This is a genomic window from Aeromicrobium sp. NPDC092404 (genome assembly GCF_040684095.1).
Classification (GTDB): domain Bacteria; phylum Actinomycetota; class Actinomycetes; order Propionibacteriales; family Nocardioidaceae; genus Aeromicrobium.
Genome location: NZ_JBFBFI010000001.1, coordinates 502,697 through 527,461, shown reverse-complemented (window position 1 = coordinate 527,461; position 24,765 = coordinate 502,697). Strand labels below are relative to the sequence as shown.

Genomic DNA, 24,765 nt, shown 5'->3' with positions numbered 1-24,765 from the left:
GGCGCCGTGCGGGGCTGACCGTATCGAACATATGTTTTATTGTGGGCAGCATGGGGTTCGTCGACCGTTCCAGTGAGTTCCCGGAAGGCCGGGACCCCGTCAAGCAGCCCGCCCGTCACGTCTGGGTCAAGCCGTCGGCCCAGTACGCCATGACCCCATGGGCCGGGCTGCTGATCGAGTGGCGGCGTACGTCCTCCGGTGAGTGGCTCGCCCTCGTAGCCGTCGTCACCGGCGGGGTCGGCAACAGCCTCACCGTGCAGTGGCACAAGGCAGATCAGCTCGTCCCGGCCAAGGGCTACGCAATTCCCCCGAACTAGCCAGTGCCAGGCGGCCTCATGAGGTCCGATACTCAGGGGATGGACAGCAGCACCGACTACCTCGTCGTCGGCGCGGGCGTGAGTGGCCTCGCGTTCGCCGACAGCCTCGTCGCGCACAGCGACGCCGAGGTCACGATCGTCGACCGCCGTAGCGCACCGGGCGGGCACTGGACCGACGTCTACCCGTTTGTCCGGCTCCACTCCCCCTCGACCTACTACGGGGTCAACTCGCTGCGCCTTGGACAGGACGCGATCGACACGGCCGGGCCGAACGCCGGGCTGTACGAGCGCGCGTCCGCCGACGAGCTGTGGTCCTACTTCCGCGAGGTCACCGACCGGCTGACTGCGACCGGTCGGGTGAAGGCGCTGCTGGGTCACGAGGTGCTGGACGACGCGCAGGGCACCGTGCCCGTCCGCGACCGTGCCACCGGGGACATACAACGGATCGAGGTGCGACGCCGGGTGGTCGACGCCCGGTTCCTGGAGGTCTCCGTGCCAGCCACCCACACGCCGACGTTCGGGGTCGCGGCGGACGCGTCCTTCGCTCCGGTGCACCGCCTCCCCGAGGTCGCCCACAGCGCCTCGGCCTTCACGGTGCTCGGGTCGGGCAAGACTGCCGTCGATGCCGTGCTGTGGCTCATGGACAACGATGTCGACCCGGAGCGCATCCGCTGGGTCCGGCCCCGCGAGGCGTACGTCCACAACCGCGAGGCGTTCCAGGCGCTCGATCTGGTGGTCGACGTGATCGACGGCATCGCCACGGACACCGAGATCGGAGCCCGGGCGACCAGCAACGCCGACCTCGTCGCCGATCTCGAGCAGAACGGCCGGCTGATCCGTCTGGACCCTGACGTGCCGGCCACGATGTACCGCGGCGCCATGCTGAGCAGCCACGAGGTCGACCGGGCCCGACAGGTCGCCGACGTCGTCCGCCTCGGCCGGGTACGCCGCGTCGAGCGCGACCGGCTGGTGCTCGAGGACGGCGAGGTGCCGACCGACGGCGCGCTGCACGTGGATGCGAGCGCCAGCGGGCTGCGACTCGTCCCGCCGCGACCGATCTTCGCTCCAGGCCGGATCACCCTTCAGCAGGTGCGGCACAAGACCCCGTCCTTCAACGCCGCACTGCTGGGCTGGGTGGAGGCGAACCGGGAGGACGACACGGACAAGAACCGGCTGTGTCCTCCGAACCCGTTCACCCACTCCGTCGACGAGTGGGCCGCGATGTGCGCGCGGACCTGGCGCACCGAGAGCGGGTGGGGTGGCGAGCCCGACCTGCAGGCGTGGGTCGGGTCGTCCCGCCTCAATCTCATGCAGGCGCTCCCCCAGCACCTGCACGAGCCTCGCGCCCAAGCCGCCGTGACGCGCTTCGTCGCCAACGTCGGCGATGCCATCGTCCGTCTGGAGGAGATCGCGGGCCAGACCCGGCGCACTTCCTCGGAGTGACATGACGGCAGGTGGGTACGGCCACGGTGACCGAGAGGAACACCATGACCACACCGCACCCCGAAGATCCTGCCGAGGGTCCAGACACCCCGGCCACCACCGAGCCCGGGCAGGACCCTGCCGAGGACGCCGGACAGGACGTCGATCCGGCGCCCTGATCCGCGCTGGTTGAATGGCGGGATGACGACCGGCACCGAGCACGAGCTTGTCGAGCGCTGGATCACCACGTGGCGACACGCTCGGGCGCTCGAAGCCTCGGTCCTCGACGGCTGGCCGCTGGTGCATGTCCGCTCACGCACGCGTGAGTCCGAGCTGATCTGCATCGATCCGGGGCCGGACGCGTTCTTCGCGCTGTTCGAGCACATCGACGGGGATCCGCGGGCGATGCTCACGGTCATCGCGAGCGACGCCGACCCCTACCTGGCGCTCGACCTGCCCGCGGGCGTGAGGGTGGACCGCGACGACGAGACGCTGATGACCACGAGATTCACGCCGATCGACGCGCCGCTGCTCGACGCCGGGCTCACCCCACGGTGGGACATCGACGAGCATCGCACCAGGTACGTCCTGGAGTCCGGCGACCGCGTCGCCGCCGAAGGCACGATCGGCATCCTCGGCGAGGACGCGACGTTCGACGCGGTCGAGACCACGCCCGCGTTCCAGCGACGCGGGCTCGGCCGGCACGTCATGGCCACCCTCACGACGTACGCGATGGAGTGCGGCGCACAGCGCGGGGTGCTGGCGGCCTCAGCTCAGGGGCGCCGGCTCTACGAGTCACTGGGCTGGGACTCCGCGTTCGAGATGCTGTCGCTCATGGGCACCTCCACGGAGGAATGAGCTCGAGCGCTCAGACGACCGCGCTCCGGCGGCAGACCTCGTCCCAGGGAGTCGGCTCCATCCCGAAGTGCTGACGTGCCGCGTCGTCGTCGAGCACGTACGGCGCGTTCCACTGGTACGACAGCTGACGCAGCTCCCAGACCAGAGGCACGACCTTCGACAGCGCGGCGAAGACCGGCTCCGGCACCGAGCTGACCGGTACGGCCGGGTTCCCGATGCTGGTCAGCACGTCGGTGATGGCCTCCTGCTGCGTGCGCGGAGGGTTGCTAGGGACGTGCCAGGTCCGGCCGTGCGCGGTCTCGTCGTCGGCGGCCGCGATCAGCAGCCGCGCGACGTCGAGGACGTCGGTGAAGGTGTGCGGCTGGTCCTTGCGGTTGAAGACCCACGCCCGCCTGCCCTTGAGCGCACCGGGGACCTGGCGGGTCACGTGGCCGTTGCCGCCGACCCCGGTCCCGACATAGTCCGAGCCGCGGACCTCGACGGTCCGGATGCGCCCCGCCTCGTGCAGCGCCTTGGCGTCCGCCCACATCGTCGCACGCAGCCGACCCTTGAAGTCGGTGGCCGCGTCAGGCATGTCCTCGCGCATCGGCTGGTCCACCGGGCCGTACGGATAGAGGTTGCCGGTGATCGCGTAGACGGCTCCCGAGCGCTCTGCCGCGACGAGGAAGGCCGCAGCCAACGGCGGCCAGAACCTGCCCCACGTCGTGTAGTCGGCCGGGTTGGCGCAGTTGTAGAGCACCGATGCGCCCGCTCCGGCGGCGCTCAGGGCATCGGCGTCCGAGGCGTCCAGCGTGAGGTGCGTGACGCCGTCGATGCCGGTGTCCGTGCCCGAACGCGTGGCGACGACCACCTCGGAGCCCCGTGCCGCGAGCAGCTGGGCCACGTGGCGGCCGACGGGTCCGGCCCCCACGACGAGATGACGATCAGACATGGCGATGGTCCTTCCGTTGATGGAGAGCACCGCTCTCGATCATGATCCTGACACAAGAACCCAGCCAGTACAAGAGCACCGCTCTCGTTTGTTGCGTGTGCTCTCGGGTTGCGCCAGAGTGGACGCATGACAGTCGCACGCACGGCCCGCGAGCGGGCTCGACAAGAGATCACCGCCGAGATCCTGGCGGCGGGACGCGCCCAGCTTCGTCGAGTGGGTCCCGGTGAGCTCTCCCTGCGTGCCGTGGCGCGGGACGTCGGCATGGTCTCGTCCGCGGTCTACCGCTACTTCGCGAGCCGTGACGAGCTGCTGAACGCGCTGATCATCGCCGCGTACGACGAGCTCGGCGAGGCTGCCGAGGCCGCGGACGATGCTGTCCAGGACCGGGACGACCACGTGGCGCGCTGGATGGCGACGTGCCGCGCGACCCGTGAGTGGTCCGTCGCCCATCCGCACGACTACGCCCTGATCTACGGCTCTCCCGTGCCGGGCTACGCGGCGCCGCAGGACACCGTCGTCCCGGCGACGCGCGTGATCGTGCGGCTCGTCGAGATCATCGTGGCGGCGCATGCGGCCGGCAGCACGACCGCGGCCGCCATGCCGCCGGCGAGCGCCGCCGACCCCTCCGGCGTCGTCGCCGACGCGATCGCGTTCATCGCCGAGCGGAGCGACGTCGACCTCGAGACGCTGCCCGAGCTGGTGATGCGGACCCTGATGGTGTGGTCGACGATCTTCGGGACGCTCTCGTTCGAGCTCTTCGGGCACTTGAAGGGCTCGGTCAGCGACCTCGAGGGCTACTTCGAGCAGACCGCCTTGCGCCTCGCCGGCGACCTCGGCCTGGCGTGACGAGTGAGCAATCCCTCACCGGTTCGATGAGGCCGGGGGCGGAGCGGCACGCGACAATGTGGGCATACCTCCCAGCCGCGCCGAAGGATCTCCATGCCTCGCATCACCCGTCGTACGTTCGTCGCCGCCCCCGCTCCCCACGTGTGGCAGCTGGCCGGTGACTTCGCCGAGTGGCACCCCACGCTCCGCATCTACGCCAATGGCCCGGAGGCTCCTGCCGACGTCGTCGTGACGATCGTGTCGCGGGACGACGAGGCGATGACGCTGTCGTACCACATCCCTGATCCGCCGTTCCCGATCGCCAACCACCGGGCCACGATCCTGGTCGAGGACGCCGGCCACTCGTGCTCGTACGTCACGTGGGAGGCCGACTTCACCGCCGAGCCCGAGGTCCTGCAGGAGCTCGAGGACTCGATCGGCGACGACGTGTTCGTCAAGGCCCTCGACAACCTGGCGACGTACGCGCAGGACGAGTACGGCCGCCAGCAGATCGCCCGCGCCGGCTGACCCTCGCTCAGCTGCGCCAGTCCCTGAAGCCGACCACGATCAGGCGCATCTGCCTGCGGGCGCCCTCCTTGATCTTCTCCTCGAGGTCCGGGCGACCGTCAGGCATCTCGACGACCTCCTCGGCGTTGGAGACCATGTTGCGGACGAAGAGCCGCGACACCATCTGCACGTCCTCGGTCGACCAGTTCTCGATGTTGGGCAGCCGGGCCAGCACGACCGCCAGCTCGCTGACGAACAGGTCGAGCTCGTGCCGGATCGCCGTCCGGACGACCTCCGGCCCGCCCACGCGCTCGCGTGCCACGAACGCGAAGTGCGCCTTGCTCTGCTTGACGGCCTCGACGAGCACGTCGGCCGCCGCGTCGATGATGTTGTCGAAGACATGCGGATCGCGCTGTGCGTCGCGGATCATGCGCCGCAGCGTCGAGAACGACTGCTCGACGAGTGCGAGCCCGAGCTTGTCCATCGACTCGAAGTGCCGGTAGAACGCGGTCGGGACGACGCCGGCGTGGCGGGACACCTGACGCAGGCTGACCTGCGCAAACCCCTGCTCGTGGCTCAGCTCCAGGGCGGACGCGAGGATCGCCTGTCGGGTGCGCTCCTTCTGGACCTGGCGCGAGGCGGACTGGGCTGGCTCGGACACCTTCACAGCCTATCCACCCCTTTCGGTGCACACGTGTATCGCTGGTGTTGGAGGTCACTCGGCGCGTCAGTTGCGCGTACCGCGTGAGTCATGCACAATTTGAGTGTACGCATGTTCACTGATTTCGAGGAGACGGCATGGGCATCATCCGCAAGGCTCTCGCCTCGCGCCCCGTGGCCTCGCTGACCTCCCCGTTCACGATCGATCACTACCTCGACCAGATCCACCCGATGCTCGCAGCGGAGAACGTCCGCGCCCGGGTGGTCGAGGTGCGCCGGGAGACCGGTGACGCCAGCACGGTCGTCCTGCGCCCCAACGGCGCCTGGAACGGCTTCGTCCCCGGGCAGCACGTCCAGTTCGGCGTCGAGGTCGACGGCAAGCGCCGCGTCCGCGTCTTCTCGGTCTCCAGCTCCAAGGCCGCCAAGAAGGGCACCTTCAGCGTCTCGGTCAAGGCCCACCCCGACGGCTACGTCTCGCAGTTCCTGCACCACGAGCTCGAGCCCGGCACGATCGTCTACATGTCGCAGGCCGAGGGCGAGTTCGTCCTCCCCCGCGTCGTGCCGGACGACCTGCTGCTGATCAGCGGCGGCTCCGGCATCACCCCAGTCATGTCGATGATCCGCACGCTTCGCGACACCGGCCACCAGGGCCGGGTCACGTTCCTGCACTACGCCCGGTCGCGCGACGACGAGATGTTCACCGCCGACCTCGACGCCCTCGCCGACCTGCCCAACGTCACCGTGACCCGGGTCTACACCCGCAAGCCGGAGCCGGGCGCCGAGCTCGAGGGCCGCTTCCACGTCGACCACCTCAAGCACCTGGGCATCGACCCGACCGACACCCTGACGTACGTCTGCGGGCCCGCCGGCCTGATCGCGACGGTCCGTGACACCTACACCGAGCTCGGTGCGGCTGACCAGCTGCGCCTTGAGTACTTCAAGGTGCCGTCGGTCGACCTCGACGCAGCCGACGCCACCGGCACCGTGACGTTCGACGAGGCGGGCATCGAGGCCGACAACTCCGGCGCGACGATCCTCGAGCAGGCCGAGGCCGCCGGGCTCAAGCCGGAGTTCGGCTGCCGCATGGGCGTGTGCAACACCTGCGCCCTGAAGAAGAACAGCGGTGCCGTCCGCCACGTCGTGAGCGGTGAGGTCACCGCCAACACCGACGAGACCATCAAGATCTGTGTCAGCGTCCCCGTCGGCGACGTCAACGTCGCCATCTGAGAGAGGGAGAACCATCATGGCCAAGCACGCACCCATCGCACCCCGCAGCGCGAGCGCCCACGACGCCGCGCCCAAGTCGCTCGTCGGTGAGGACACCGAGAAGCGCGCCACCATCGGGCTCGACCTGATGACGTACGAGCAGCTCGAGGAGTTCGGCGAGGAGCTCAACGCCGTTCGCCAGCGGGTCCTGGACGACCTCGGCCAGAAGGACGCCGACTACATCCGGCGCGTCATCCGGGCCCAGAAGGCCAGCGAGGTGCTGGGCCGCATCGGCATCTTCATGCCGTTCTTCCCGCCCGCGTTCATCGCCGGCATCCTGTTCCTCGGCCTGGCCAAGATCCTCGACAACATGGAGATCGGCCACAACGTCATGCACGGCCAGTACGACTGGATGAACGATCCGATGATCGACGCCAGCCGCTACGAGTGGGACAACATCGCGCCCGCCAAGGACTGGAAGCACGGCCACAACTACATCCACCACACGTACACCAACATCCATGGCATGGACCGGGACATCGGCTACAACATGTTCCGCATCGACGAGGACCAGCCCTGGTACGCCAGCCACCGGTTCAACCTGCCGCTCGCGTTCGTCCTGATGCTCATCTTCGAGTGGGGCATCATGTATCACGGCGTCGAGCTGGACCAGTACCTCCAAGGCAAGATCACCAAGGAGGACTTCCAGGGTCGCAAGAAGCGCGCCCTGCGCAAGATCCGCAAGCAGGTCTTCAAGGACTACGTCGCGTGGCCCGTTCTCGGCATCGCGCTCGTGCCGTTCGTCGGCTGGTGGGCGCCCGTCGCGATCCTGGTCGCCAACATCGTCGCCAACGTCATCCGCAACGTCTGGTCCTTCATCATCATCTTCTGCGGCCACTTCCCCGCCGAGGTTCAGACGTTCGCCGAGGAGGACGCGCAGAACGAGACCCGCGGCCAGTGGTACCTGCGCCAGCTGCTCGGCTCGGCCAACATCACGGGCCACAAGCCGTTCCACGTCCTGACCGGCAACCTCAGCTACCAGATCGAGCACCACCTGTTCCCCGACATCCCGGCCCGCCGCTACCCCGAGGTCGCCGAGGACGTGAAGCTCCTGGTCGAGAAGTACGGCCTGCAGTACAACACCGGTCGCCTCTCAAAGCAGATCGGCAGCGTCATCAAGCAGCTGGCCAAGCTCGGCCACAAGCCGGACGATCCGTACAAGATCGGCAACAGCCCGGAGTCGAAGGCACTGCGTCGCGCGAAGCGCGAAGAGGCTGCCCGTCGCATGGAAGAGGCACGTGCGCCACAATTGACCTCGTAGTCACTGTGACCGAGAGGGAGTCCGATGGCACTGAGCCGCCGTGAGATCGCCAAGGATGTCCTCCAGCAGTCGACCGAGGCCGCGATAGCCAGTGCGGGCCACGTCGTGGCGATCCTGTTCGAGTCCGCCCGCAAGATCACGACCGAGATCGGTGCGTTCGGCACCGAGATCTTCGAGATCACCGAGGCGAGCAAGCGGGCCGGGCAGGACGCCGAGGCAACCAATCCGGTGGATCGCTAGCGACGAATCACTGGCATGAGCATGATCGCCAGCCGTCGACCCGGCCACCCTCACGCCCACCGGAACGCGTCCGCCCCCGCCCTGCGGGGTAGTCGTCGGACGACCGACTCGTTGCAGGGAGGCGTCCGATGACCGACATCGCCACAACCCGCTGGCCCGGCATCGCGCGGGCGCCGCGCACCCCGCTGAAGGCGCGAGTCGCCAAGGCGATCCTCAAGCCGACCGTCAACCACGTCCCCGTGCGGCTGACCTTCGCCAACGGCAGCACCTGGGGTGCCGGCGGCGCCGATTCCCCCGAGATGCGCGTCGTCCGTCCGAAGTCGTTCTTCGCCCGCCTCGGCGCCGACACCAAGATCGGCTTCGGTGAGGCCTACATGGCCGGTGACTGGACGACCGGGACCGGCACCGACCTGGCCGACCTGCTCGAGCCGTTCGCGGCACGCATGGCGACCATCGTGCCGGTGCCCCTGCAGCGGTTCCGGGTCTTCGTCGACAAGAAGCTGCCGCACCACCAGCGCAACTCGGTCAAGGGGTCGCGCAAGAACATCGAGGCGCACTACGACCTCTCCAACGACCTGTTCGCCCAGTTCCTGGACCCGACGATGTCCTACTCGTCCGCATGGTTCGAGAGCCCTGAGCAGGACCTCGAGGCCGCCCAGCTCCGCAAGATCGACGCGATCCTCGACGACGCGAACGTCACGGCCGGCACACGGGTCCTCGAGATCGGCAGTGGGTGGGGCGCACTCGCGATCCGCGCCGCACAGCGCGGCGCCACCGTCACGACCATCACGTTGTCGTCAGAGCAGGCCGCCCTCGCCCGGCAGCGCTTCGTCGAGGCCGGCGTCGACGTCGACCTCCAGCTCGTCGACTACCGGGAGGTCACCGGCGAGTACGACGCGATCGTGAGCGTCGAGATGATCGAGGCGGTCGGCGAGGAGTACTGGGCGACGTACTTCGCCAAGATCGACCAGCTGCTCGCCCCCGGTGGCCGCGTGGCCATCCAGGCGATCACGATGGACCACCACCGCTACCTGGCCACCCGCAACTCGTACGGCTGGATCCAGAAGTACATCTTCCCCGGCGGGCTCATCCCGTCCCTCGACGCGATCGACCAGACGCTGGGTGACTACACCGGCCTCACGGTCACGAACCGACGCTCGCTCGGCCAGGACTACGCCCGCACGCTGCACGAGTGGCGCGACCGGTTCACCACGAACTGGGAGGCCGTCCGGGTCCAGGGCTTCGACGAGACGTTCCGCCGGATGTGGGAGTTCTACCTGGCCTACTGTGAAGCGGGCTTCCGCACGGGCTACCTCGACGTCTACCAGCTGGCCATGGGCCGGCCGACGGAGGTCTGAGCCATGGCCAGCGTCAGCCGTCTGCCGAAGCCGCTGCAGGACTCGTACGAGTGGCAGTACGACGCGGCGTGCGTCGGTGCCGACGAGTCCGTGTTCTTCTCCCCCGAGGCCGAGCGCGGCCCGAGCCGCAGAGCGCGTGAAGCGGCCGCCAAGGCACTGTGCGCGGTGTGCCCGGTCGTTCAGGAGTGCCTGCAGCACGCGCTGACGGTCCGCGAGCCGTTCGGAGTGTGGGGCGGGATGAACATCAACGAGCGGGAGCAGCTCCTGCGCGCGAGCGCGTAGCGGTTTTCCCGGCCGGGTGTCCGAGCATGGTGCCATGCTGGGCCCATGCCGAGGATGGAGCAGGAGGCCGCGCACGCGCGGCTCGACGCGCTGTCGGCCGACCTGCAGCAACAGCCCGATGTCGACTGGGGCCGGATGTTCGGCTCGACCGGGATGCGGGTCAGGGGCAAGGTCTTCGCCGTCGCAGCACACGCCGGCGGCCTGCTGATCAAGGTCCCGGAGGCACACGCCGACGAGCTGGTCGAGACCGGCGTCGCCGACCGGATGGTCATGGGCGGTGTCCCTCGGCGCGAGTGGGTGCTGGTCCCCGACGACGCCGATGACGCCACGTGGTTCGCCGAGCTCCAGACGGCCTACACGTACGTCGACTCGATCACACCCTGAGCTGAGCCTCTCGGGTCAGTGCGGGACCAGGACCGACGGTGCATCGCCGATCGGCAGCTCCGCAGCCTCGCGGTCTCCACGCGAGTCGACCGTGGTGATGCTCTCCTTGCCCAGGTCGAAGTTCATCCGCAGCACGCTGTCGCCGACCAGAGCTGCCTCGCTTCGCCAGACTCGTCGGTCGACCAGCCAAACGGTGGATCCCCACGAGGCGGCCTTGTTCTTGTTGAAGACGGTGATGTCGAAGTTCAGTGACTCGCCATCGAAGTACGCGCTGGTGAGCGTGTCTGGATCGAGCCTGAGCGCGTAGTGCCCGCGGTCGTCCGTCGTGATCGGCTTGCTGTCACGAGTGTCGACGGTCCCGCCCTCCTCGACCTCACCGGCATCGTCGGGCCAGAGCGTCAGCCACACCTTGGCACCGGCCAGCGGTTCTCCTTCGTGCTTCACGATGCCCTGGACCACCATGGTTCCTGTGCCCGGTCCGGCTGTCGCGACCGGCTTGTCCGGCTTGTCCTCGCCTCCGCACGCCGCCAGCAGAGACGTAGCACTGGCCAGCAGGAGACCGATGGTGCGGGCCTTGAGACGCATGCGACTGAGTGTCGCAGATCAGGTGACTGGCAGGTCCCGTTTCCGGGATCGGGCCCCTGCGTCTCACTCGTAGAAGATGCGCTCCACGACCTTGCGGGCCTGCCGGGTCGTCCGGAGGTACTCGTCGACCATCCGCTCGCTCTGGTCCATGCCGTACCCCAGCAGGTGGGCGACACCGGCTCGCTCGGCGACCTGCTCCACCATCGACTCGGCCGGCTTGCCGCGCATCAGGACGACGGCGTTGCGGATGCGACTGACGAGACGCCACGCGGCCTCGAGCGCCTGGGCATCCTCCTCGCTCACGAGCTCGGCCTCCGTCGCGGCATGCAGGGCGTCAAGGGTCCGCGTCGTACGCATCCCGGGCACGGCGTGCGCGTGCTGCATCTGCAGGAGCTGCACGGTCCACTCGACGTCGGCGAGGCCCCCGCGACCCAGCTTGAGGTGCGTGTTGGGGTTGGCGCCCCGAGGCAGGCGCTCGGAGTCGACGCGCGCCTTGATGCGACGAACCTCCCGGATCTCGGCCGGCGTGGCACCACCCTCGGGCCAGCGCAGGGGGTCGATCAGCGCCGTGAATCGCTGGTTGAGGCTCGCGTCACCGACCGTCGCGTTGGCGCGCAGCAGTGCCTGCGCCTCCCAGACGGCCGACCACTTCTCGTAGTAGGCCCGGTAGGCGGCGAACGTACGGACCAAAGGCCCGTTCTTGCCCTCGGGACGCAGGTCAGCGTCGACGTCGAGCGGCGGGTCGTCCCCGGGCGCGGCGAGCATCTTGCGCAGGCCCTGAGCGACGGCCATCGCCGCCTCGGCCGCCTCGGTCTCGTCGGCACCCTCGACGGGGTCGTGCACGAACATCACGTCGGCGTCGGAGCCGTAGCCCGCCTCGCCGCCGCCCAGCCGCCCCATCAGCACGATCGACATCCGGGTCGGCATCTCGCCACGCTCGGCCTCGACTGCGGCCGTCGCGGCGTTGAGGGCTCCGTCGAGGGATGCCGTCGACACGTCGGTGAGCGCCTCGCCGACCTCGAGGATGTCGAGGCGGCCCAGCACGTCCGCGATGCCGATGCGTGACAGCTCGCGGCGCCGCACACGCCGCACGGCACGGATCGCGTCTTGGGGATTCTTGTGACGGCTGGACGCGAGCTCGACCTCGGTGCGCAGCCGATCCCGCTCGAGCGGGCGCAGCTCCGCGTCATCGCCCAACAGGGCCACGGAGTCGGGCGCGCGCAGGATCAGGTCGGTGACGTAGCGGCTGGACGAGAGCACGTGGGCGAGCTGCTCGGCGCCTTCGCCCTCGTCGCGGAGCTTGCGGAGGTACCAGTGGGTCTCACCGAGGCCCTCGGAGATCTTCCGGAACGCGAGCAGGCCGGCGTCGGGGTCGGGCGACTCGGCGAACCACGCCAGCATCGCCGGCAGCAACGACTTCTGGATCGCCGCGCGACGCGAGACGCCCGACGTCAGTGCCTGGATGTGCGCGAGAGCGCCCTTGGGATCCGCGAAGCCCAGCGCCGTGAGTCGTTGCTCGGCGGCGAGCGCCGTGAGTCGCAACCCGTCGGTCGGCAACGAGGCGACCGCCTCGAGCAGCGGCTGGTAGAAGAGCTTCTCGTGGAGCCGCCGGACGATGCGTCGGTGGGCCTGCCACTCCCGCGTGAGGTTCTCGGCCGGGTTCTGGCGGAAGCCCATGCTGCGGCCGATGCGGCGCAGGTCCTCGACGTCGTCCGGCACGATGTGGCTGCGCCGCAGCTTGTAGAGCTGGATGCGGTGCTCGAGCGTGCGCAGGAACTCGTACGCCTCCTCCATCGCAGCACCGTCTCGGCGGCCGACGTACCCACCTTCGATCAGCGCCTTGAGGGCGTGCACCGTCGTCGGACTGCGCAGCGACAGGTCGGCACGGCCGTGGACCAGCTGCAGCAGCTGGACGGCGAACTCCACGTCCCGCAGACCACCGGCGCCCAGCTTGAGCTGGCGCTCGCGATGGTTGGACGGGATGTTCTCGATGACCCGCCGGCGCATCGCCCGTACGTCCCCCACGAAGTTTTCGCGCGTGCTGGCCATCCAGATCATCGGCGACAGTGCGTCGAGATAGGCCTGCGCCAGCTCCTCGTCGCCGGCGGCGTAGCGGGCCTTGAGCAGCGCCTGGAACTCCCACGTGGTCGCCCACCGCTCGTAGTAGGCGATGTGGCTGGACAGCGAGCGAACCAGCGGGCCTGAGCTGCCTTCGGGGCGGAGGTTGGCGTCGACCTCCCAGATCGTGCCCTCACCGGTGTGCTCGCGGCAGAGCTTCATCACCGCTGCGGCGAGCCGGGTGGCGGCCGCGATCGCCGCTCCCTCGTCGGCGCCCTCGGCCGGCTCGTGGATGAAGATGACGTCGACATCGCTGACGTAGTTGAGCTCGCGCCCGCCGGTCTTGCCCATCGCCATGATCGTGAGCCGGCACAGCTCGCCCCCGTCGTCCGCAGCGCACGCGATCTTGAGCGCCGCACCCAAGGTCGCCACCGCCAGGTCGGCGAGCTCTGCCGAGGATTCCTCGAACGAGGTCAGGGCCGTCAGGTCCCGGGCCGCGATGTGCAGGAGCTTGCGGTAGTAGCCCACCCGCAGCTCGTCCGCGGTCGTCGCCTCCTCCATCTGCCGGCGGCGTACGTCCAGCGAGATCGGAGTCGTCGACAGCTCGGCGGTGCTCAGGTCGCGCACGTGCTCGGGGTGGCGCACCAGGAAGTCGCCGAGCGCCTCGCTCGTGCCGAGGACGACCAGCAGCCGTTGGCGCAGCTCGGCGTCCGTGGCGAGCAGGTCGAGCAGCTCGGCGGTGCCGAATCGTTCGGCGATGTTGGTCAACGACGCCAGGGCGGTGTCGGGACTGGCGACCCCCGCGATCTGGTCGACGAGGGCGTCCGGCACGGCCCCGAGCCTGGTGAGGTCGGCGACGGCGCCCTCCCCGTTGCGAAACCCCTTGCGGGCAAGTGCTAGGGCGAGCTCACGTGCGTCAGTTGCCACCCGTGCAGGCTACCCGGAAAGAAATCCGGAAAAATTCTGCGACATGTGTCGATCTCGACTTCTCCCGTTCGAAGCGTAGATGAGAGGGTCGAGACACGGCCTGCAAACGTAGAGGACACATCATGCGATACATGCTCATCATGCGGACGCCCACCGAGTTCGAGATGCCTGCCGACTTCGACTTCACCGAGGTCATCAACGCCATGGGCGCCTACAACGAGTCGCTGATCAAGGCCGGCGTGCTGCTGAGCGGCGACGGCCTGGCCCCCGCCGAGGAGGGCTTCGTGGTCGATTTCGACTCGACTCCCCCGGTCGTCACCGACGGCCCGTACGCCGAGGCGAAGGAGCTCTTCACGGGCTTTTGGATCATCCAGACCTCGAGCAAGGAGGAGGCCGCCGAGTGGGCCAAGCGCTGCCCCCTCGGCCCCGGCACCCGCCTGGAGGTGCGCCTCATGACGGAGACCGAGGACTTCGACCAGTCGAACGAGTACATCCAGAAGGAGTACGAGTGGCGCGAGCAGCTCGGCACCCACACCCCGGTGCAGGGCTGAGCCATAGAGCAGCGCGCGCAGGACACCGACGCGGCGGGTGTCGAGGATGACTCCTCGGCATCCGCCCGTCGTCGTGTCGAGGCGGTGTGGCGCATCGAGTCCGCGCGCATCGTGGCAACGCTGACGCGGGTCGTCGGCGACTTCGGTCTCGCCGAGGACCTGGCGCAGGAAGCCCTCCTCGACGCACTGGCCCAATGGCCGCGCGATGGCGTGCCACCCAACCCCGGCGCGTGGTTGACGACTGTGGCCAAGCGCAAGGCGATCGACGGCTGGCGCCGCAACGAGCGCCTCGACGACCGTCACGCCGCCATGGCCCGCGAGCTGGCCGAGCAGCAGCGGCTCGCCGCCGCCGATGACGACCTGCCGTGGGACCCCGAGACCATCGACGACGACGTCCTGCGGCTCGTCTTCACCGCCTGTCACCCGATCCTGCCGCGCGAGTCGCAGATCGCGTTGACCCTGCGTGTCGTGGGCGGCCTGACGACGGAGGAGATCTCTCGCGCCTTCATGATTCCCGTCGCGACGGTCCAGCAGCGGGTCGTGCGGGCGAAGAAGACCATCGCCGCGGCCGACATCCCGTTCGAGGTGCCGGCGCGCGAGGAGTTCGAGCAGCGGCTCGGCTCGGTGCTCAGCGTCGCCTACCTCATCTTCAACGAGGGATATGCCGCCACGTCAGGCTCGAGCTGGATGCGTACCGACCTGGCGTTCGAGGCGATCCGGCTCACCCGCATCCTGAGCGCCCTCGTGCCCGACGAGCCCGAGGTGCACGGCCTGCTGGCCCTGCTCGAGCTGCAGGCCTCGCGGTTCGCAGCACGGGTCGACGGCAACGGTGACCCCGTCCTCCTCGCCGACCAGGACCGCACACGGTGGGACCACGGCCAGATCCAGCGCGGCCGCGCGGCACTCGCGCGAGCCGACGCCGCAGGGCGCGGCCGAGGGGCGTACGCGTTGCAGGCCGCGATCGCCGAGTGCCACTCCGTCGCATCCTCGGCCGAGGAGACCGACTGGGACCACGTCGTCGCGCTCTACGAGGCGCTCGCGTCCTTGGCACCCTCGCCGATCGTCGACCTCAACCGTGCCGTTGCGACGGCGATGGCTCAAGGACCGGCCGCCGGGCTCGACATCGTCGACGAGCTCGCCGGCAGCGCCCTCAAGGGGCACCCGCTCCTGCTGGGCGTCCGCGGAGAGCTGCTCACTCGGCTCGACCGCCACGACGAGGCGCGCGCCGAGTTCCTCGCCGCCGCCGAGCTGACCCACAACGAGCGCGAGAAGGCCGTCCTGCTGCAGAAGGCCGGCGTCAGACCATCGGCATGAGGCGGTCGAGCTCGAACTGCGTGACCTGGGACCGGTAGTCCTGCCACTCGGACCTCTTGTTGCGCAGGAAGAAGTCGAAGACGTGCTCGCCGAGCGTCTCGGCGACGAGCTCGCTGCCCTCCATCGTCCGGATCGCCTCGTCGAGGTTGCGCGGCAGCGGAGCGATGCCCATCGCCTTGCGCTCGTTCTCGCTGAGGCCCCAGACGTTGTCCTCCGCCTCGGGAGGCAGGTCGTACTTGCCCTCGATGCCCTTGAGCCCGGCCGCCAGCACCAGGGCGAACGCCAGGTAGGGGTTGCAGCCGGAGTCGATGCCGCGGTGCTCGACGCGCGCAGACCCGCCCTTGTGCGGCTTGTACATCGGGACGCGGATGAGTGCCGAGCGGTTGTTGTGGCCCCAGCAGACGTAGTTGGGCGCCTCTCCCCCGCCGGCCAGCCGCTTGTAGGAGTTGACCCACTGGTTGGTCACCGCGGTGATCTCGGCCGTGTGCTCGAGGACACCGGCGATGAACGCGCGGCCGGTCTGCGACAGCTGGTACTCCGCGCCGGCCTCGTAGAAGGCGTTCTCGTCGCCCTCGAACAGCGACACGTGGGTGTGCATGCCCGAGCCGGGGTGGTCGGTGAAGGGCTTGGGCATGAACGAGGCCCACTTGCCCTGGCTGAGCGCCACCTCACGGACGACGGTGCGGAAGGTCATGATGTTGTCAGCGGTCGAGAGCGCGTCGGCGTAGCGGAGGTCGATCTCCTGCTGGCCCGGGCCGTTCTCGTGATGACTGAACTCGACCGAGATGCCCATGTTCTCGAGCATCGTGATGACCTCGCGGCGGAAGTCCTGGCCGCCGCCCTGCGCCGTGTGGTCGAAGTAGCCGCTGTCGTCGACCGGCACGGGCTGCTCGCCGAGGCCGGGCTTGCCCTTGAAGAGATAGAACTCGATCTCCGGATGCGTGTAGAACGTGAACCCCGCCTCGGCCGCCTTCTGCAGCGTTCGCTTGAGCACGTGCCGCGGATCGGCGTACGACGGCGTGCCGTCGGGCATCAGGATGTCGCAGAACATGCGCGCCGTAGCCGGGGTCTCGCCGCGCCACGGCAGGATCTGGAACGTGGACGGGTCGGGCATCGCCAGCATGTCGGACTCGTGGACGCGAGCGAAGCCCTCGATCGCCGATCCGTCGAAGCCGATGCCCTCGGCGAAGGCGCCCTCGAGCTCAGCCGGCGCGATCGCTACGGACTTCAGGGAACCGAGCACGTCGGTGAACCACAGACGTACGAAACGGACATCGCGCTCCTCGAGGGCGCGCAGCACGAAGTCTTCCTGTTTTCCCATGCTCACAGTGTGACCACGACGTGTTACGGCCATGTAAACGGGGTGCGGGGCCGCAGGCGCCTCAGGCGGTCCGTCCGGGACCCGCGAGACCCTTGAGCCGATCGAGCTGCGCCCAGTGCCGGGCGATGCGCTCTGCACCGTGCTCGGTCAGCGTGACGTTGGTGTTGGGCTTCTTGCGAACGAACCGCTTCTCGATGCGTACGAGGTCCGCGTCCTCGAGCTTCGTGAGGTGACTGGAGAGGTTGCCCTTGGTGAGTCCGGTCGTCCGCTGGAGGAAGACAAAGTCGGCCTCGGCCACCGACGTGAGGACGGTGAGGATCGCCAGGCGGCCGGGCTCGTGGATCAGCCGGTCGAGGGCGAAGTCGTCGTCAGGCTCAGGCATGGGCGTCCCCGCCGGATCCGAACCTGCGTACGAGCAGTCGGTGGTCGAGCAGTCCACTGATGATGAGGGCGATCCCCGCCATCCACAGTCCGGTGTTGCCGCTCATGCCCTCCCGCTCCCAGACCGGCAGGAGACCGGCGACGAGCAGCGTGCCGTAGACCACCACGTGATGGGTTCGCACACCGACCGTCGCCGCACCGACCATCAGCATGATGAGCGCCATCGAGATCGCGATCGTGTTGAGCGGCAGGTCGAGCGACCACGAAGCACGGCTCGACAGGAGCAGGGAGCCGAAGAAGATGGCCGGAGCCCCGACGAACATGGCAACGGCCATCCGGCGATGGTGGCGACCGGTCGGCCGCGACCAGCCGTATCTGCTGTTGTAGTGGCTGTTGAGGCCCCACGCGGCAAGGCCCAGCACCACGACACCCGCGACGAATGCCGCCGGGTGCTCGAACGGGCCCCAAGCGCTGTTGCCGAGCGCGGACAGGATCAAGAGACAGCCGCCGACGACCCCGAACAGTCCCCGGAAGTGTGAGTTCTCGGCGACTGCAGTGGTTACGTCGCTGTGTTGCATGGCGTTCTCCTCAAACTGGTTGGCGAGACAAACCTAACCGACGAAGACGACCACGTCAACTAGTCTGCGCCACAAACCTGACCGGCGCGCTTCGCGCCTATACGCTGACGGTGTGCCCCAGCTGCGTCTCGCCCTTGCCCAAGTCAACGCCACGGTCGGGGACCTGGCCTCCAACGCTGATCTCGTGGTCGAGCACTGCCGGCAGGCCGTCGAGCAGGGCGTGCACCTGGTGGTCTTTCCCGAGATGGTGCTGACCGGCTATCCGATCGAGGACCTGGCGATGCGCGCCTCGCTCATCAAGGCCTCGCGGGCTGCGGCCGAGGATCTCGCCGCCCGGCTCGAGCGCGAGGGATGCGGTGACGTCGTCGCGATGGTTGGCTTCCTCGACCAGGCTCAGGACGTCACCGAGACGATCGGCGTCCCCAAGAACGCCCCGACCAACTCCGTCGCCGTCATGCACGGTGGCCGGATCGTCGCCCGCCAGGCGAAACATCACCTGTGGAACTACGGCGTCGGCGACGAGATCCGCAACTTCGTTGCCGGTGACACGATCAACATCGTCCAGATCGGCGGCATCGACGTCGCGCTCGCGATCTGCGAGGACCTGTGGCGCGACGGCCCGTCCGCCGCCGCCAAGGCCGCCGAGGCCGCGCTGCTCGTCGTGCCGAACGGGTCGCCGTACGAGGCCGACAAGGACGACGTACGACTGGAGCTGTGCGCACGCCGGGCCAGCGAGGGCGAGTGCGTCCTGGCCTACGTCAACCTGGTCGGCGGACAGGACGAGCTGGTCTTCGACGGAGACTCCATCGTCGTCGACGCCACGGGCACGGTCCTCGGCCGCTCGGGACAGTTCGATCCGGAGCTGCTCGTCGTCGACCTCGACCTGCCCGCCGCGACCCCGGCGATGCCGGACGCCGACGAGCGTTTCGGCGGGCTCTCGATCAAGCGGACGATCATCAGCTCCGAACCCTTTGCGGCGTACGAACCGATGCCGACGGTCCACCACGAACGCATGCCACGGCTCGAGGAGATCTGGACGGCTCTCGTGGTGGGGTTGCGGGACTACGTGCACAAGAACGGCTTCCGGTCCGTGCTGTTCGGCATGTCCGGCGGCATCGACTCGACGCTCGTCGCCGCGCTGGCCGTCGACGCGCTCGGTGCCGAGAACGTCTTCGGCGTCTCCAACCCGAGCGCCTGGTCGAGCGAGCACTCGAAGTCGGACGCCGCCGAGCAGGCTCGTCGCACGGGGCTGTCGCTCGACACCGTGCCGATCGCGCCGATCTTCGACGCCTACCAGGAGGCGCTGCATCTTGACGGACTCGCCGAGGAGAACCTCCAGGCCCGCGTCCGCGCCGTCATCTGGATGGGACTGTCCAACCAGCACGGCCAACTGGTCCTGGCGTGCGGCAACAAGTCCGAGCTCGCCACCGGCTACTCGACGATCTACGGCGACGCGGTGGGGGCGTATGCGCCGATCAAGGACGTGCCCAAGACGCTGGTGTGGGAGCTGGCCCGGTGGCGCAACCAGGCGGCCACCGAACGCGGCGAGACGCCGCCCATCCCCGAGGACACGATCAGCAAGCAGCCGTCGGCCGAGCTCCGGCCCGGGCAGCTCGATTCGGACTCGCTCCCCCCGTACGACCTCCTCGACGCGGTCCTCGACGCGTACGTCGAGCGTGACCTCGGCTCGGCCGACGTCATCGCCGAGGGCTTCGATCCCGCTCTGGTCGAGCGCGTGATCACCCTGGTGGACAAGGCGGAGTACAAGCGCCGCCAGTACCCGCCCGGACCCAAGGTCTCCCGTCGAAACTTCGGGCGCGATCGCCGGGTGCCGATCACCCATCGGTGGCGCGAGAAGCTGTAACCAGTCTCACGTCTGCAACCTCTCCGGTTTCTGGCACGCTGGAGACATCCGTGGACTCCGCGAGGAGCTGCGAGACGACAAGGAGCAACGACCATGGCCGACGCCACCCCTGAAGAGACCGCGCCCTACGGCTCCGGACCGGCCGCAACGCCCGCTGCCCCGGCCGGAAGCAGCCAGATCCGCAAGATCCGCACGCATCACCTCCAGCAGATGAAGGAGCGCGGCGAGAAGTGGGCCATGCTCACGGCGTACGACCAGTACGCCGCCGCGACGTTCGACGAGGCCGGCATCCCGGTCATGCTCGTCGGTGACTCCGCGTCCAACAACGTCTTCGGCAACGAGACCTCGCTTCCGGTCACGGTCGACGAGCTGATCCCTCTCGTGCGCGCCGTGACCCGGTCGACGACGCGAGCCCTGATCGTGGCGGACCTGCCGTTCGGCTCCTACCAGCGCTCCCCCGGCCAGGCGTTCGACACCGCGGTCCGGTTCATGAAGGAGGCCAACGCGCACGCCGTGAAGCTCGAGGGCGGCCTGCCGATGGTGCCGCAGGTCAAGCTGCTGACCGACGGCGGCATCCCCGTGATGGCGCACATCGGATTCACCCCTCAGGCCGAGCACAACCTGGGCGGCTATCGCGTGCAGGGGCGGGGCGAGGCGGCCGAGAAGCTGATCGCCGAGGCCAAGGCGTTCGAGGAGGCCGGGGCGTTCGCCATCGTCATGGAGATGGTCCCGGCCCCCGTCGCTGCCGAGGTCACCAAGGCGCTGCGCATCCCGACGATCGGGATCGGCGCCGGCGTGGACTGCGACGCCCAGGTGCTGGTGTGGCAGGACATGATGGGGCTGCGCACCGGCAAGGCGCCACGCTTCGTCAAGCGCTACGCCGATCTGCACGGCGTGATGCTCGAGGCCGCCAAGGCCTACGCCGACGACGTCGCCAACGGCTCGTTCCCGGCGGCCGAGCACTCCTTCGAGAGCTGAGACCTCCTACGAGCTCAGGGGCTCCAGTCCCAGACGACGGCCCCGACCCAGGCCAGGCCCACCCACGCCAGCAGCCCCACGACCGGGACGATCATCGTCCGGCGCGGGTGAGGGCGCGCCCACCTGGCCACGAGCCAGACCTGCGGGCCCAACAAGGCGAACGCCATCGCGATCCCCCACCACGGGGCGAAGAGCGCCGTCGAGACCGTGCACCACAGCACCATGAACAGCCCGACGACGGCGACCCACGGTCCGGACCGGTCGAGGTTGAGCCTGCGCCGACTCACTCCTTCGGCTGCTCGGCGGCGTCGTCGTTCCAGTCGGGGTCGTTATCCCAGGCCTTCGTACGCTCCGCTGCGATCTCGTAGGCACGCGAGGCCTCTTCGGCCGTGTCGTACGGGCCGAGCCGGTCGGCCGCCCGGCAGCCGTCGGGGCCCTCGACCGTCTTGTGCTTCGTGCAGTAGTAGAACGTGCCGTCGCTCATGTGCTCACCCTTTCGAAGTCCGCCCCACGTTATCCGGTCGAGCCGGCTTGCGGCCGACTCCGTACCGGAGGTGGTTGACCAAGGTGTACCCGCCGTCCGGCCTGCGGAACGCCTTCGCCGCGGCCAGGACCGTCGGCGCCAGCTCTTCGAGCGTCTCCGGATCCTCGCCCAGCAGCACGCCGCGCACCAGCGCGTCGTCGTCGTCCGCGTGCCACGGCACCTTCACGAGGCCGCCTTCGGCGCTGACGAGACCGCCGCTCGTCAGCAGCTGCTCCAGCTCGCCCGCAGCCCTGAGAGCGCCTTCGGGGCGGGGCTCGTCGCCGACGGCGTCGGCCACGGCCGCCTCGATCGTGTCGAGGTCGTTGAGGTCGCGGCCGGCCCAGTTGACGACCGCCACGCTGCCGCCGGTCACCGTCACGCGTACCAGCTCGGCCAGGGCGGCGTCGGTGTCTGCCACCAGCTGCAGCGCGTTGACCGCGGTCACCAGCTCGAAGCTGTCAGTGGGCCACGGCAGGTGCTCGGCGACTCCGAGTTTGACGTCGGCACGAGGGACCCGGTCGTGGGCGAGGGCGACCATTCCCGGTGCGGGATCGATCCCAGCTGGAGCAAAACCCTGCCGCTCGAGGTGGGCGATCAGCTCGCCGGAACCGCACCCGACGTCCAGCACCCGCGAGCCGGGCGCAGGGACGGCGACGGCCAGGACCGCGGCCCAGGCAGGCTCGGGGAACCGGCCCCACAGCTCAGACCAGCCCTCGGCCACCTCCGACCAGCCGTCGCCTCCGTCCACGTGCCCCACGCTACCGAGCCGAACAGTTCGGGCGGGGTCTCTAGACTCGGCGGGTGACTGTCCTGACTGCTGGCCGCCTATCGGCCGAGCGTGCGGTGCCGTCGTCGATCGAGCGGCCCGAGTACGTCGGACAGATCGCGCCACTCCCCTATCGCGGACCTCTCGTGCGCGACGACGAGACGATCGCCGCGATGCGGATCGCCGGCCGGATCGCGGCCCAGGCGCTCGATGCCGTCGAGGCCGCCATCGCACCCGGCGTCACCACGGACAGGCTCGACGAGATCGGCCACACGTTCCTCGTGGACCACGGCGCCTACCCGTCGACGCTGGGCTACCGCGGCTATCCCAAGTCGCTGTGCAGCAGCGTCAACGAGGTCATCTGCCACGGCATCCCCGACGACCGTCCGCTCGAGGACGGCGACATCGTCAACATCGACATCACGGCCTTCATCGGCGGCGTGCACGGCGACACCAGCAAGACCTACCTCGTCGGCGACGTCGACCAGGAGTCACGCCTGCTGGTCGAGCGCACGCACGAGGCAATGATGCGCGCCATCCGCGCCGTCAAGCGTGGCCGCGAGGTCAACGTCATCGGCCGGGTCATCGAGTCGTACGCCAGGCGGTTCGGCTACGGCGTGGTTCGCGACTTCACCGGCCACGGCGTCGGACCCGCCTTCCACGACGGGCTCGTCATCCCCCACTGCGACGATCCGACCTACGACACCGTGATCGAGCAGGGCATGACGTTCACGATCGAGCCGATGCTGACGCTCGGGTCCGTCGAGTGGGACCTGTGGGAGGACGGCTGGACCGCGACGACGCAGGACACCTCACGGACGGCACAGTTCGAGCACACCTTGCTGGTGACCGCGGACGGCGCGGAGATCCTCACGCAGTCCTGAGGCAGCCGGGTCTCAGGCGCCAGTCGTCAGGGGATCCAGTTGAACGTGTCGGGGTCGGGCCCGGTGCGGTGATCCTTGTCGAGCGCCGTGATGAGACCCATGTCCGAGTCGGAGAGCTCGAAGTCGAACAGCGCGAAGTTCTCCTCGACCCGGCTGCGGGTGACCGACTTGGGGAAGACGATGTCGCCGCGCTGGACGTGCCACCGCAGGACGACTTGGGCCGGCGTACGTTCATGGGCGTTCGCGATGCCGGTGACCACCGGGTCGTCGAGCACGAGGCCCTGCGCGATCGGTGACCAGGCCTCGGTCGCGACGCCGTGCTCGGCGTTGACCGCGCGCACGTCGTCGTTGGTGAGGTAGGGGTGCACCTCGATCTGGTTGACCGCGGGCACGACCTCGGTCTCCTGGATCAAGCGGCGCAGATGGTTCGCCTGGAAGTTGGAGACACCGATCGCCCGCGCCCGCCCGTCGCGATAGATCTCCTCCAAGGCGCGCCAGGTCTCCACGAAGTCGACCTCGATGCCCGGCAGCGGCCAGTGGATCAAGAACAGGTCCACGTAGTCGAAGCCGAGGGCCTCGAGAGTCCCGTCGAACGCCGTCAGGGCGTCGTCGTGAGCGTGGAAGCCGTTGTTGAGCTTGCTCGTCACGAACACGTCGCCGCGGTCGAGACCCGACTCCCGCACGGCTTCTCCGACGCCCTTCTCGTTGCCGTACATCTCGGCCGTGTCGATGTGCCGGTAGCCGACCTCCAACGCCGTCAGCGTCGCCTCCTTGGTGTCCTTCGGCGGCACTTGGTAGACGCCGAACCCGAGCTGCGGGATGGCTGTTCCGTTGTTCAGGTCGATCGTGGGGACAGTGCTCATGAAGACAATCTCCTGTGAGGTTCGTGGGGTCTGAAAGCGCTCATCGGCCGCTGCCGGAGACCGGCGGGCTCGCTCTCGCCAGCGTACGTGGCGCGTGATGATGCGCACGCCTAACTTCCGTGCGTCCTGGTCGTTCTAGATGTGGGGGCCCAGACGAGGAGGACCAGATGCAGCGAGTCGTGCTCAACATGCAGATGAGCAGTGACGACGCGTTCAGCACCGTGTCCACCGCCTTGGGTGCCATCCCGGACATCACGATCGACGCCCCCGGCTGGAACAACAACCGCCACCTCGTCGTCACGATCGAGACCGACGATCCCGACATCGTCGACATCGTCCGCGAGATCACCTGGCAGTTCGACGCCTTGGCGATCCAGCACTCGTTGCACCTCGCCGACGCCGGCTGAGGCCGTCCGGCCCTCGCCGCCAGCCCGGACGGGCTCGATGCCGGGTGCGAATGAGCCGGCCTGTAAGCCGGATCCTGTCGGGCCACCGAAGTGGCCCGGGCGACCATCCATCTGGGACGCCCATTGCTGGACGCCTCGTGCAACCTACCCGCTGACATCGGACGAGCAGCCCGTCAGCGCAGGCCCGGAGGCCCTCTTGGTCTTGCTCCCGGTGGGGTTTACCTAGCCGTCCCGGTCACCCGGGACGCTGGTGAGCTCTTACCTCACCGTTTCACCCTTACCCGTTCCTCGAAAGGCCGTTGGCGGTTTGATTTCTGTGGCACTGTCCCGCACGTCGCCGTGGGTGGCCGTTAGCCACCACCGTCGCTCTACGGAGTCCGGACTTTCCTCGACACCCCACCGAGGTGGGGCGCCGCGGCCGCCCGGCCGACTCATTCGCGTCCTCCAGCCTACC

At 68.8% G+C, this 24,765-nt stretch carries 28 protein-coding genes and 1 other RNA gene; 17 read left to right on the top strand and 12 right to left on the bottom strand.

What is annotated here, in order from left to right; genetic code table 11:
- Window positions 1-50: 50 nt before the first annotated feature.
- The 3 genes from AB0N22_RS02745 to AB0N22_RS02735 all read left to right on the top strand — a co-directional run bounded on the left by AB0N22_RS02745 (window position 51) and on the right by AB0N22_RS02735 (window position 2,597).
- Entirely contained in the window at window positions 51-317 is a 267-nt protein-coding gene (locus AB0N22_RS02745) for a hypothetical protein (RefSeq protein WP_364635746.1), read from the top strand.
- Between the two features lie 39 nt (window positions 318-356).
- Window positions 357-1,760 (top strand): NAD(P)-binding protein, encoded by a 1,404-nt coding sequence (locus tag AB0N22_RS02740; RefSeq protein WP_364635743.1) that lies wholly within the window; start codon window positions 357-359, stop codon window positions 1,758-1,760.
- 180 nt (window positions 1,761-1,940) lie between these two features.
- A complete protein-coding gene (locus AB0N22_RS02735) occupies window positions 1,941-2,597 on the top strand; it encodes a GNAT family N-acetyltransferase (RefSeq protein WP_364635740.1) in 657 nt (218 codons plus the stop codon).
- Between the two features lie 10 nt (window positions 2,598-2,607).
- Here the strand turns inward: AB0N22_RS02735 and AB0N22_RS02730 are convergent, their stop codons facing one another.
- A complete protein-coding gene (locus tag AB0N22_RS02730; protein ID WP_364635737.1) occupies window positions 2,608-3,528 on the bottom strand; it encodes an NAD-dependent epimerase/dehydratase family protein in 921 nt (306 codons plus the stop codon).
- 126 nt (window positions 3,529-3,654) lie between these two features.
- Between AB0N22_RS02730 and AB0N22_RS02725 the strand changes: the two genes are divergently transcribed.
- Both AB0N22_RS02725 and AB0N22_RS02720 read left to right on the top strand, forming a co-directional pair.
- The gene (locus tag AB0N22_RS02725) at window positions 3,655-4,374 is read left to right on the top strand and encodes a TetR/AcrR family transcriptional regulator (RefSeq protein ID WP_364635734.1); all 720 of its coding nucleotides are present in this window, start codon (window positions 3,655-3,657) and stop codon (window positions 4,372-4,374) included.
- Window positions 4,375-4,467: 93 nt separating this feature from the next.
- On the top strand, window positions 4,468-4,881 hold the full coding sequence (locus AB0N22_RS02720) for an SRPBCC family protein (RefSeq protein ID WP_364635731.1): 414 nt from the start codon (window positions 4,468-4,470) through the stop codon (window positions 4,879-4,881).
- Window positions 4,882-4,888: 7 nt separating this feature from the next.
- On the opposite strand, the gene AB0N22_RS02715 is transcribed toward AB0N22_RS02720, so the two are convergent.
- Window positions 4,889-5,521 (bottom strand): TetR family transcriptional regulator, encoded by a 633-nt coding sequence (locus AB0N22_RS02715; protein WP_364635728.1) that lies wholly within the window; start codon window positions 5,519-5,521, stop codon window positions 4,889-4,891.
- Window positions 5,522-5,658: 137 nt separating this feature from the next.
- Here AB0N22_RS02715 and AB0N22_RS02710 point away from each other — a divergent pair, with 137 nt between their 5' ends.
- The 6 genes from AB0N22_RS02710 (at window position 5,659) to AB0N22_RS02685 (ending at window position 10,311) form a co-directional block, all read left to right on the top strand.
- Window positions 5,659-6,747 carry an FAD-binding oxidoreductase gene (locus AB0N22_RS02710; protein WP_364635725.1) on the top strand — a complete coding sequence of 363 codons (1,089 nt, stop codon included), beginning with the start codon at window positions 5,659-5,661 and terminating at the stop codon, window positions 6,745-6,747.
- Window positions 6,748-6,763: 16 nt separating this feature from the next.
- Entirely contained in the window at window positions 6,764-8,047 is a 1,284-nt protein-coding gene (locus AB0N22_RS02705; RefSeq protein WP_364635723.1) for an acyl-CoA desaturase, read from the top strand.
- 24 nt (window positions 8,048-8,071) lie between these two features.
- Complete coding sequence (locus tag AB0N22_RS02700; protein ID WP_364635721.1) at window positions 8,072-8,287, top strand: hypothetical protein; 216 nt, start codon at window positions 8,072-8,074, stop codon at window positions 8,285-8,287.
- A 128-nt stretch (window positions 8,288-8,415) separates the two neighbouring features.
- Window positions 8,416-9,645: a cyclopropane-fatty-acyl-phospholipid synthase family protein gene (locus tag AB0N22_RS02695; protein WP_364635718.1), complete on the top strand. Its 1,230-nt coding sequence runs from the start codon at window positions 8,416-8,418 to the stop codon at window positions 9,643-9,645.
- 3 nt (window positions 9,646-9,648) lie between these two features.
- Window positions 9,649-9,927, top strand: coding sequence for a WhiB family transcriptional regulator (locus tag AB0N22_RS02690; protein WP_364635715.1), 279 nt, complete (start codon window positions 9,649-9,651; stop codon window positions 9,925-9,927).
- 45 nt (window positions 9,928-9,972) lie between these two features.
- Window positions 9,973-10,311: a TfoX/Sxy family protein gene (locus AB0N22_RS02685; protein WP_364635712.1), complete on the top strand. Its 339-nt coding sequence runs from the start codon at window positions 9,973-9,975 to the stop codon at window positions 10,309-10,311.
- 15 nt (window positions 10,312-10,326) lie between these two features.
- On the opposite strand, the gene AB0N22_RS02680 is transcribed toward AB0N22_RS02685, so the two are convergent.
- Window positions 10,327-10,896 carry a hypothetical protein gene (locus AB0N22_RS02680; protein ID WP_364635709.1) on the bottom strand — a complete coding sequence of 190 codons (570 nt, stop codon included), beginning with the start codon at window positions 10,894-10,896 and terminating at the stop codon, window positions 10,327-10,329.
- Window positions 10,897-10,959: 63 nt separating this feature from the next.
- Window positions 10,960-13,881 (bottom strand): bifunctional [glutamine synthetase] adenylyltransferase/[glutamine synthetase]-adenylyl-L-tyrosine phosphorylase, encoded by a 2,922-nt coding sequence (locus tag AB0N22_RS02675; protein ID WP_364635707.1) that lies wholly within the window; start codon window positions 13,879-13,881, stop codon window positions 10,960-10,962.
- A gap of 122 nt (window positions 13,882-14,003) precedes the next feature.
- Here AB0N22_RS02675 and AB0N22_RS02670 point away from each other — a divergent pair, with 122 nt between their 5' ends.
- Both AB0N22_RS02670 and AB0N22_RS02665 read left to right on the top strand, forming a co-directional pair.
- The gene (locus AB0N22_RS02670) at window positions 14,004-14,432 is read left to right on the top strand and encodes a YciI family protein (RefSeq protein WP_364635704.1); all 429 of its coding nucleotides are present in this window, start codon (window positions 14,004-14,006) and stop codon (window positions 14,430-14,432) included.
- A gap of 84 nt (window positions 14,433-14,516) precedes the next feature.
- Window positions 14,517-15,746, top strand: a complete 1,230-nt coding sequence (locus AB0N22_RS02665) for an RNA polymerase sigma factor (protein WP_364635701.1) — start codon at window positions 14,517-14,519, stop codon at window positions 15,744-15,746.
- On the opposite strand, the gene AB0N22_RS02660 is transcribed toward AB0N22_RS02665, so the two are convergent.
- The 3 genes from AB0N22_RS02660 to AB0N22_RS02650 form a co-directional block, all read right to left on the bottom strand.
- Window positions 15,730-17,067, bottom strand: a complete 1,338-nt coding sequence (locus AB0N22_RS02660) for a glutamine synthetase family protein (protein ID WP_364635698.1) — start codon at window positions 17,065-17,067, stop codon at window positions 15,730-15,732. The two genes, AB0N22_RS02665 and AB0N22_RS02660, sit on opposite strands and share 17 nt — an antisense overlap.
- Window positions 17,068-17,128: 61 nt before the next feature.
- Window positions 17,129-17,449: a transcriptional regulator gene (locus tag AB0N22_RS02655; RefSeq protein WP_364635695.1), complete on the bottom strand. Its 321-nt coding sequence runs from the start codon at window positions 17,447-17,449 to the stop codon at window positions 17,129-17,131.
- Window positions 17,442-18,026, bottom strand: coding sequence for a hypothetical protein (locus AB0N22_RS02650; protein WP_364635692.1), 585 nt, complete (start codon window positions 18,024-18,026; stop codon window positions 17,442-17,444). The genes AB0N22_RS02655 and AB0N22_RS02650 overlap by 8 nt, the downstream gene beginning before the upstream one ends.
- A 112-nt stretch (window positions 18,027-18,138) precedes the next feature.
- Here AB0N22_RS02650 and AB0N22_RS02645 point away from each other — a divergent pair, with 112 nt between their 5' ends.
- Both AB0N22_RS02645 and panB read left to right on the top strand, forming a co-directional pair.
- Window positions 18,139-19,890 (top strand): NAD+ synthase, encoded by a 1,752-nt coding sequence (locus AB0N22_RS02645; RefSeq protein WP_364635690.1) that lies wholly within the window; start codon window positions 18,139-18,141, stop codon window positions 19,888-19,890.
- Between the two features lie 93 nt (window positions 19,891-19,983).
- A complete protein-coding gene (panB, locus tag AB0N22_RS02640; RefSeq protein WP_364635687.1) occupies window positions 19,984-20,868 on the top strand; it encodes a 3-methyl-2-oxobutanoate hydroxymethyltransferase in 885 nt (294 codons plus the stop codon).
- A gap of 14 nt (window positions 20,869-20,882) precedes the next feature.
- On the opposite strand, the gene AB0N22_RS02635 is transcribed toward panB, so the two are convergent.
- From AB0N22_RS02635 to AB0N22_RS02625, 3 genes are read right to left on the bottom strand one after another with little or no spacing between them, the layout of a single operon-like run.
- Window positions 20,883-21,155: a hypothetical protein gene (locus AB0N22_RS02635; RefSeq protein ID WP_364635684.1), complete on the bottom strand. Its 273-nt coding sequence runs from the start codon at window positions 21,153-21,155 to the stop codon at window positions 20,883-20,885.
- Complete coding sequence (locus tag AB0N22_RS02630) at window positions 21,152-21,352, bottom strand: hypothetical protein (RefSeq protein ID WP_364635681.1); 201 nt, start codon at window positions 21,350-21,352, stop codon at window positions 21,152-21,154. The genes AB0N22_RS02635 and AB0N22_RS02630 overlap by 4 nt, the downstream gene beginning before the upstream one ends.
- 4 nt (window positions 21,353-21,356) lie before the next feature.
- On the bottom strand, window positions 21,357-22,139 hold the full coding sequence (locus tag AB0N22_RS02625; RefSeq protein WP_364635678.1) for a class I SAM-dependent methyltransferase: 783 nt from the start codon (window positions 22,137-22,139) through the stop codon (window positions 21,357-21,359).
- Window positions 22,140-22,192: 53 nt separating this feature from the next.
- On the opposite strand from AB0N22_RS02625, the gene map reads away from it, so the two are divergent.
- Window positions 22,193-23,041 (top strand): type I methionyl aminopeptidase, encoded by an 849-nt coding sequence (map, locus tag AB0N22_RS02620; protein WP_364635675.1) that lies wholly within the window; start codon window positions 22,193-22,195, stop codon window positions 23,039-23,041.
- A 26-nt stretch (window positions 23,042-23,067) separates the two neighbouring features.
- Here the strand turns inward: map and AB0N22_RS02615 are convergent, their stop codons facing one another.
- On the bottom strand, window positions 23,068-23,904 hold the full coding sequence (locus AB0N22_RS02615) for an aldo/keto reductase (RefSeq protein ID WP_364635673.1): 837 nt from the start codon (window positions 23,902-23,904) through the stop codon (window positions 23,068-23,070).
- A gap of 167 nt (window positions 23,905-24,071) precedes the next feature.
- Between AB0N22_RS02615 and AB0N22_RS02610 the strand changes: the two genes are divergently transcribed.
- Window positions 24,072-24,311, top strand: coding sequence for a hypothetical protein (locus AB0N22_RS02610; protein ID WP_364635670.1), 240 nt, complete (start codon window positions 24,072-24,074; stop codon window positions 24,309-24,311).
- A gap of 47 nt (window positions 24,312-24,358) precedes the next feature.
- Here AB0N22_RS02610 and rnpB read toward each other — a convergent pair.
- Window positions 24,359-24,745, bottom strand: an RNA gene (rnpB, locus tag AB0N22_RS02605) — RNase P RNA component class A.
- Window positions 24,746-24,765: the final 20 nt, after the last annotated feature.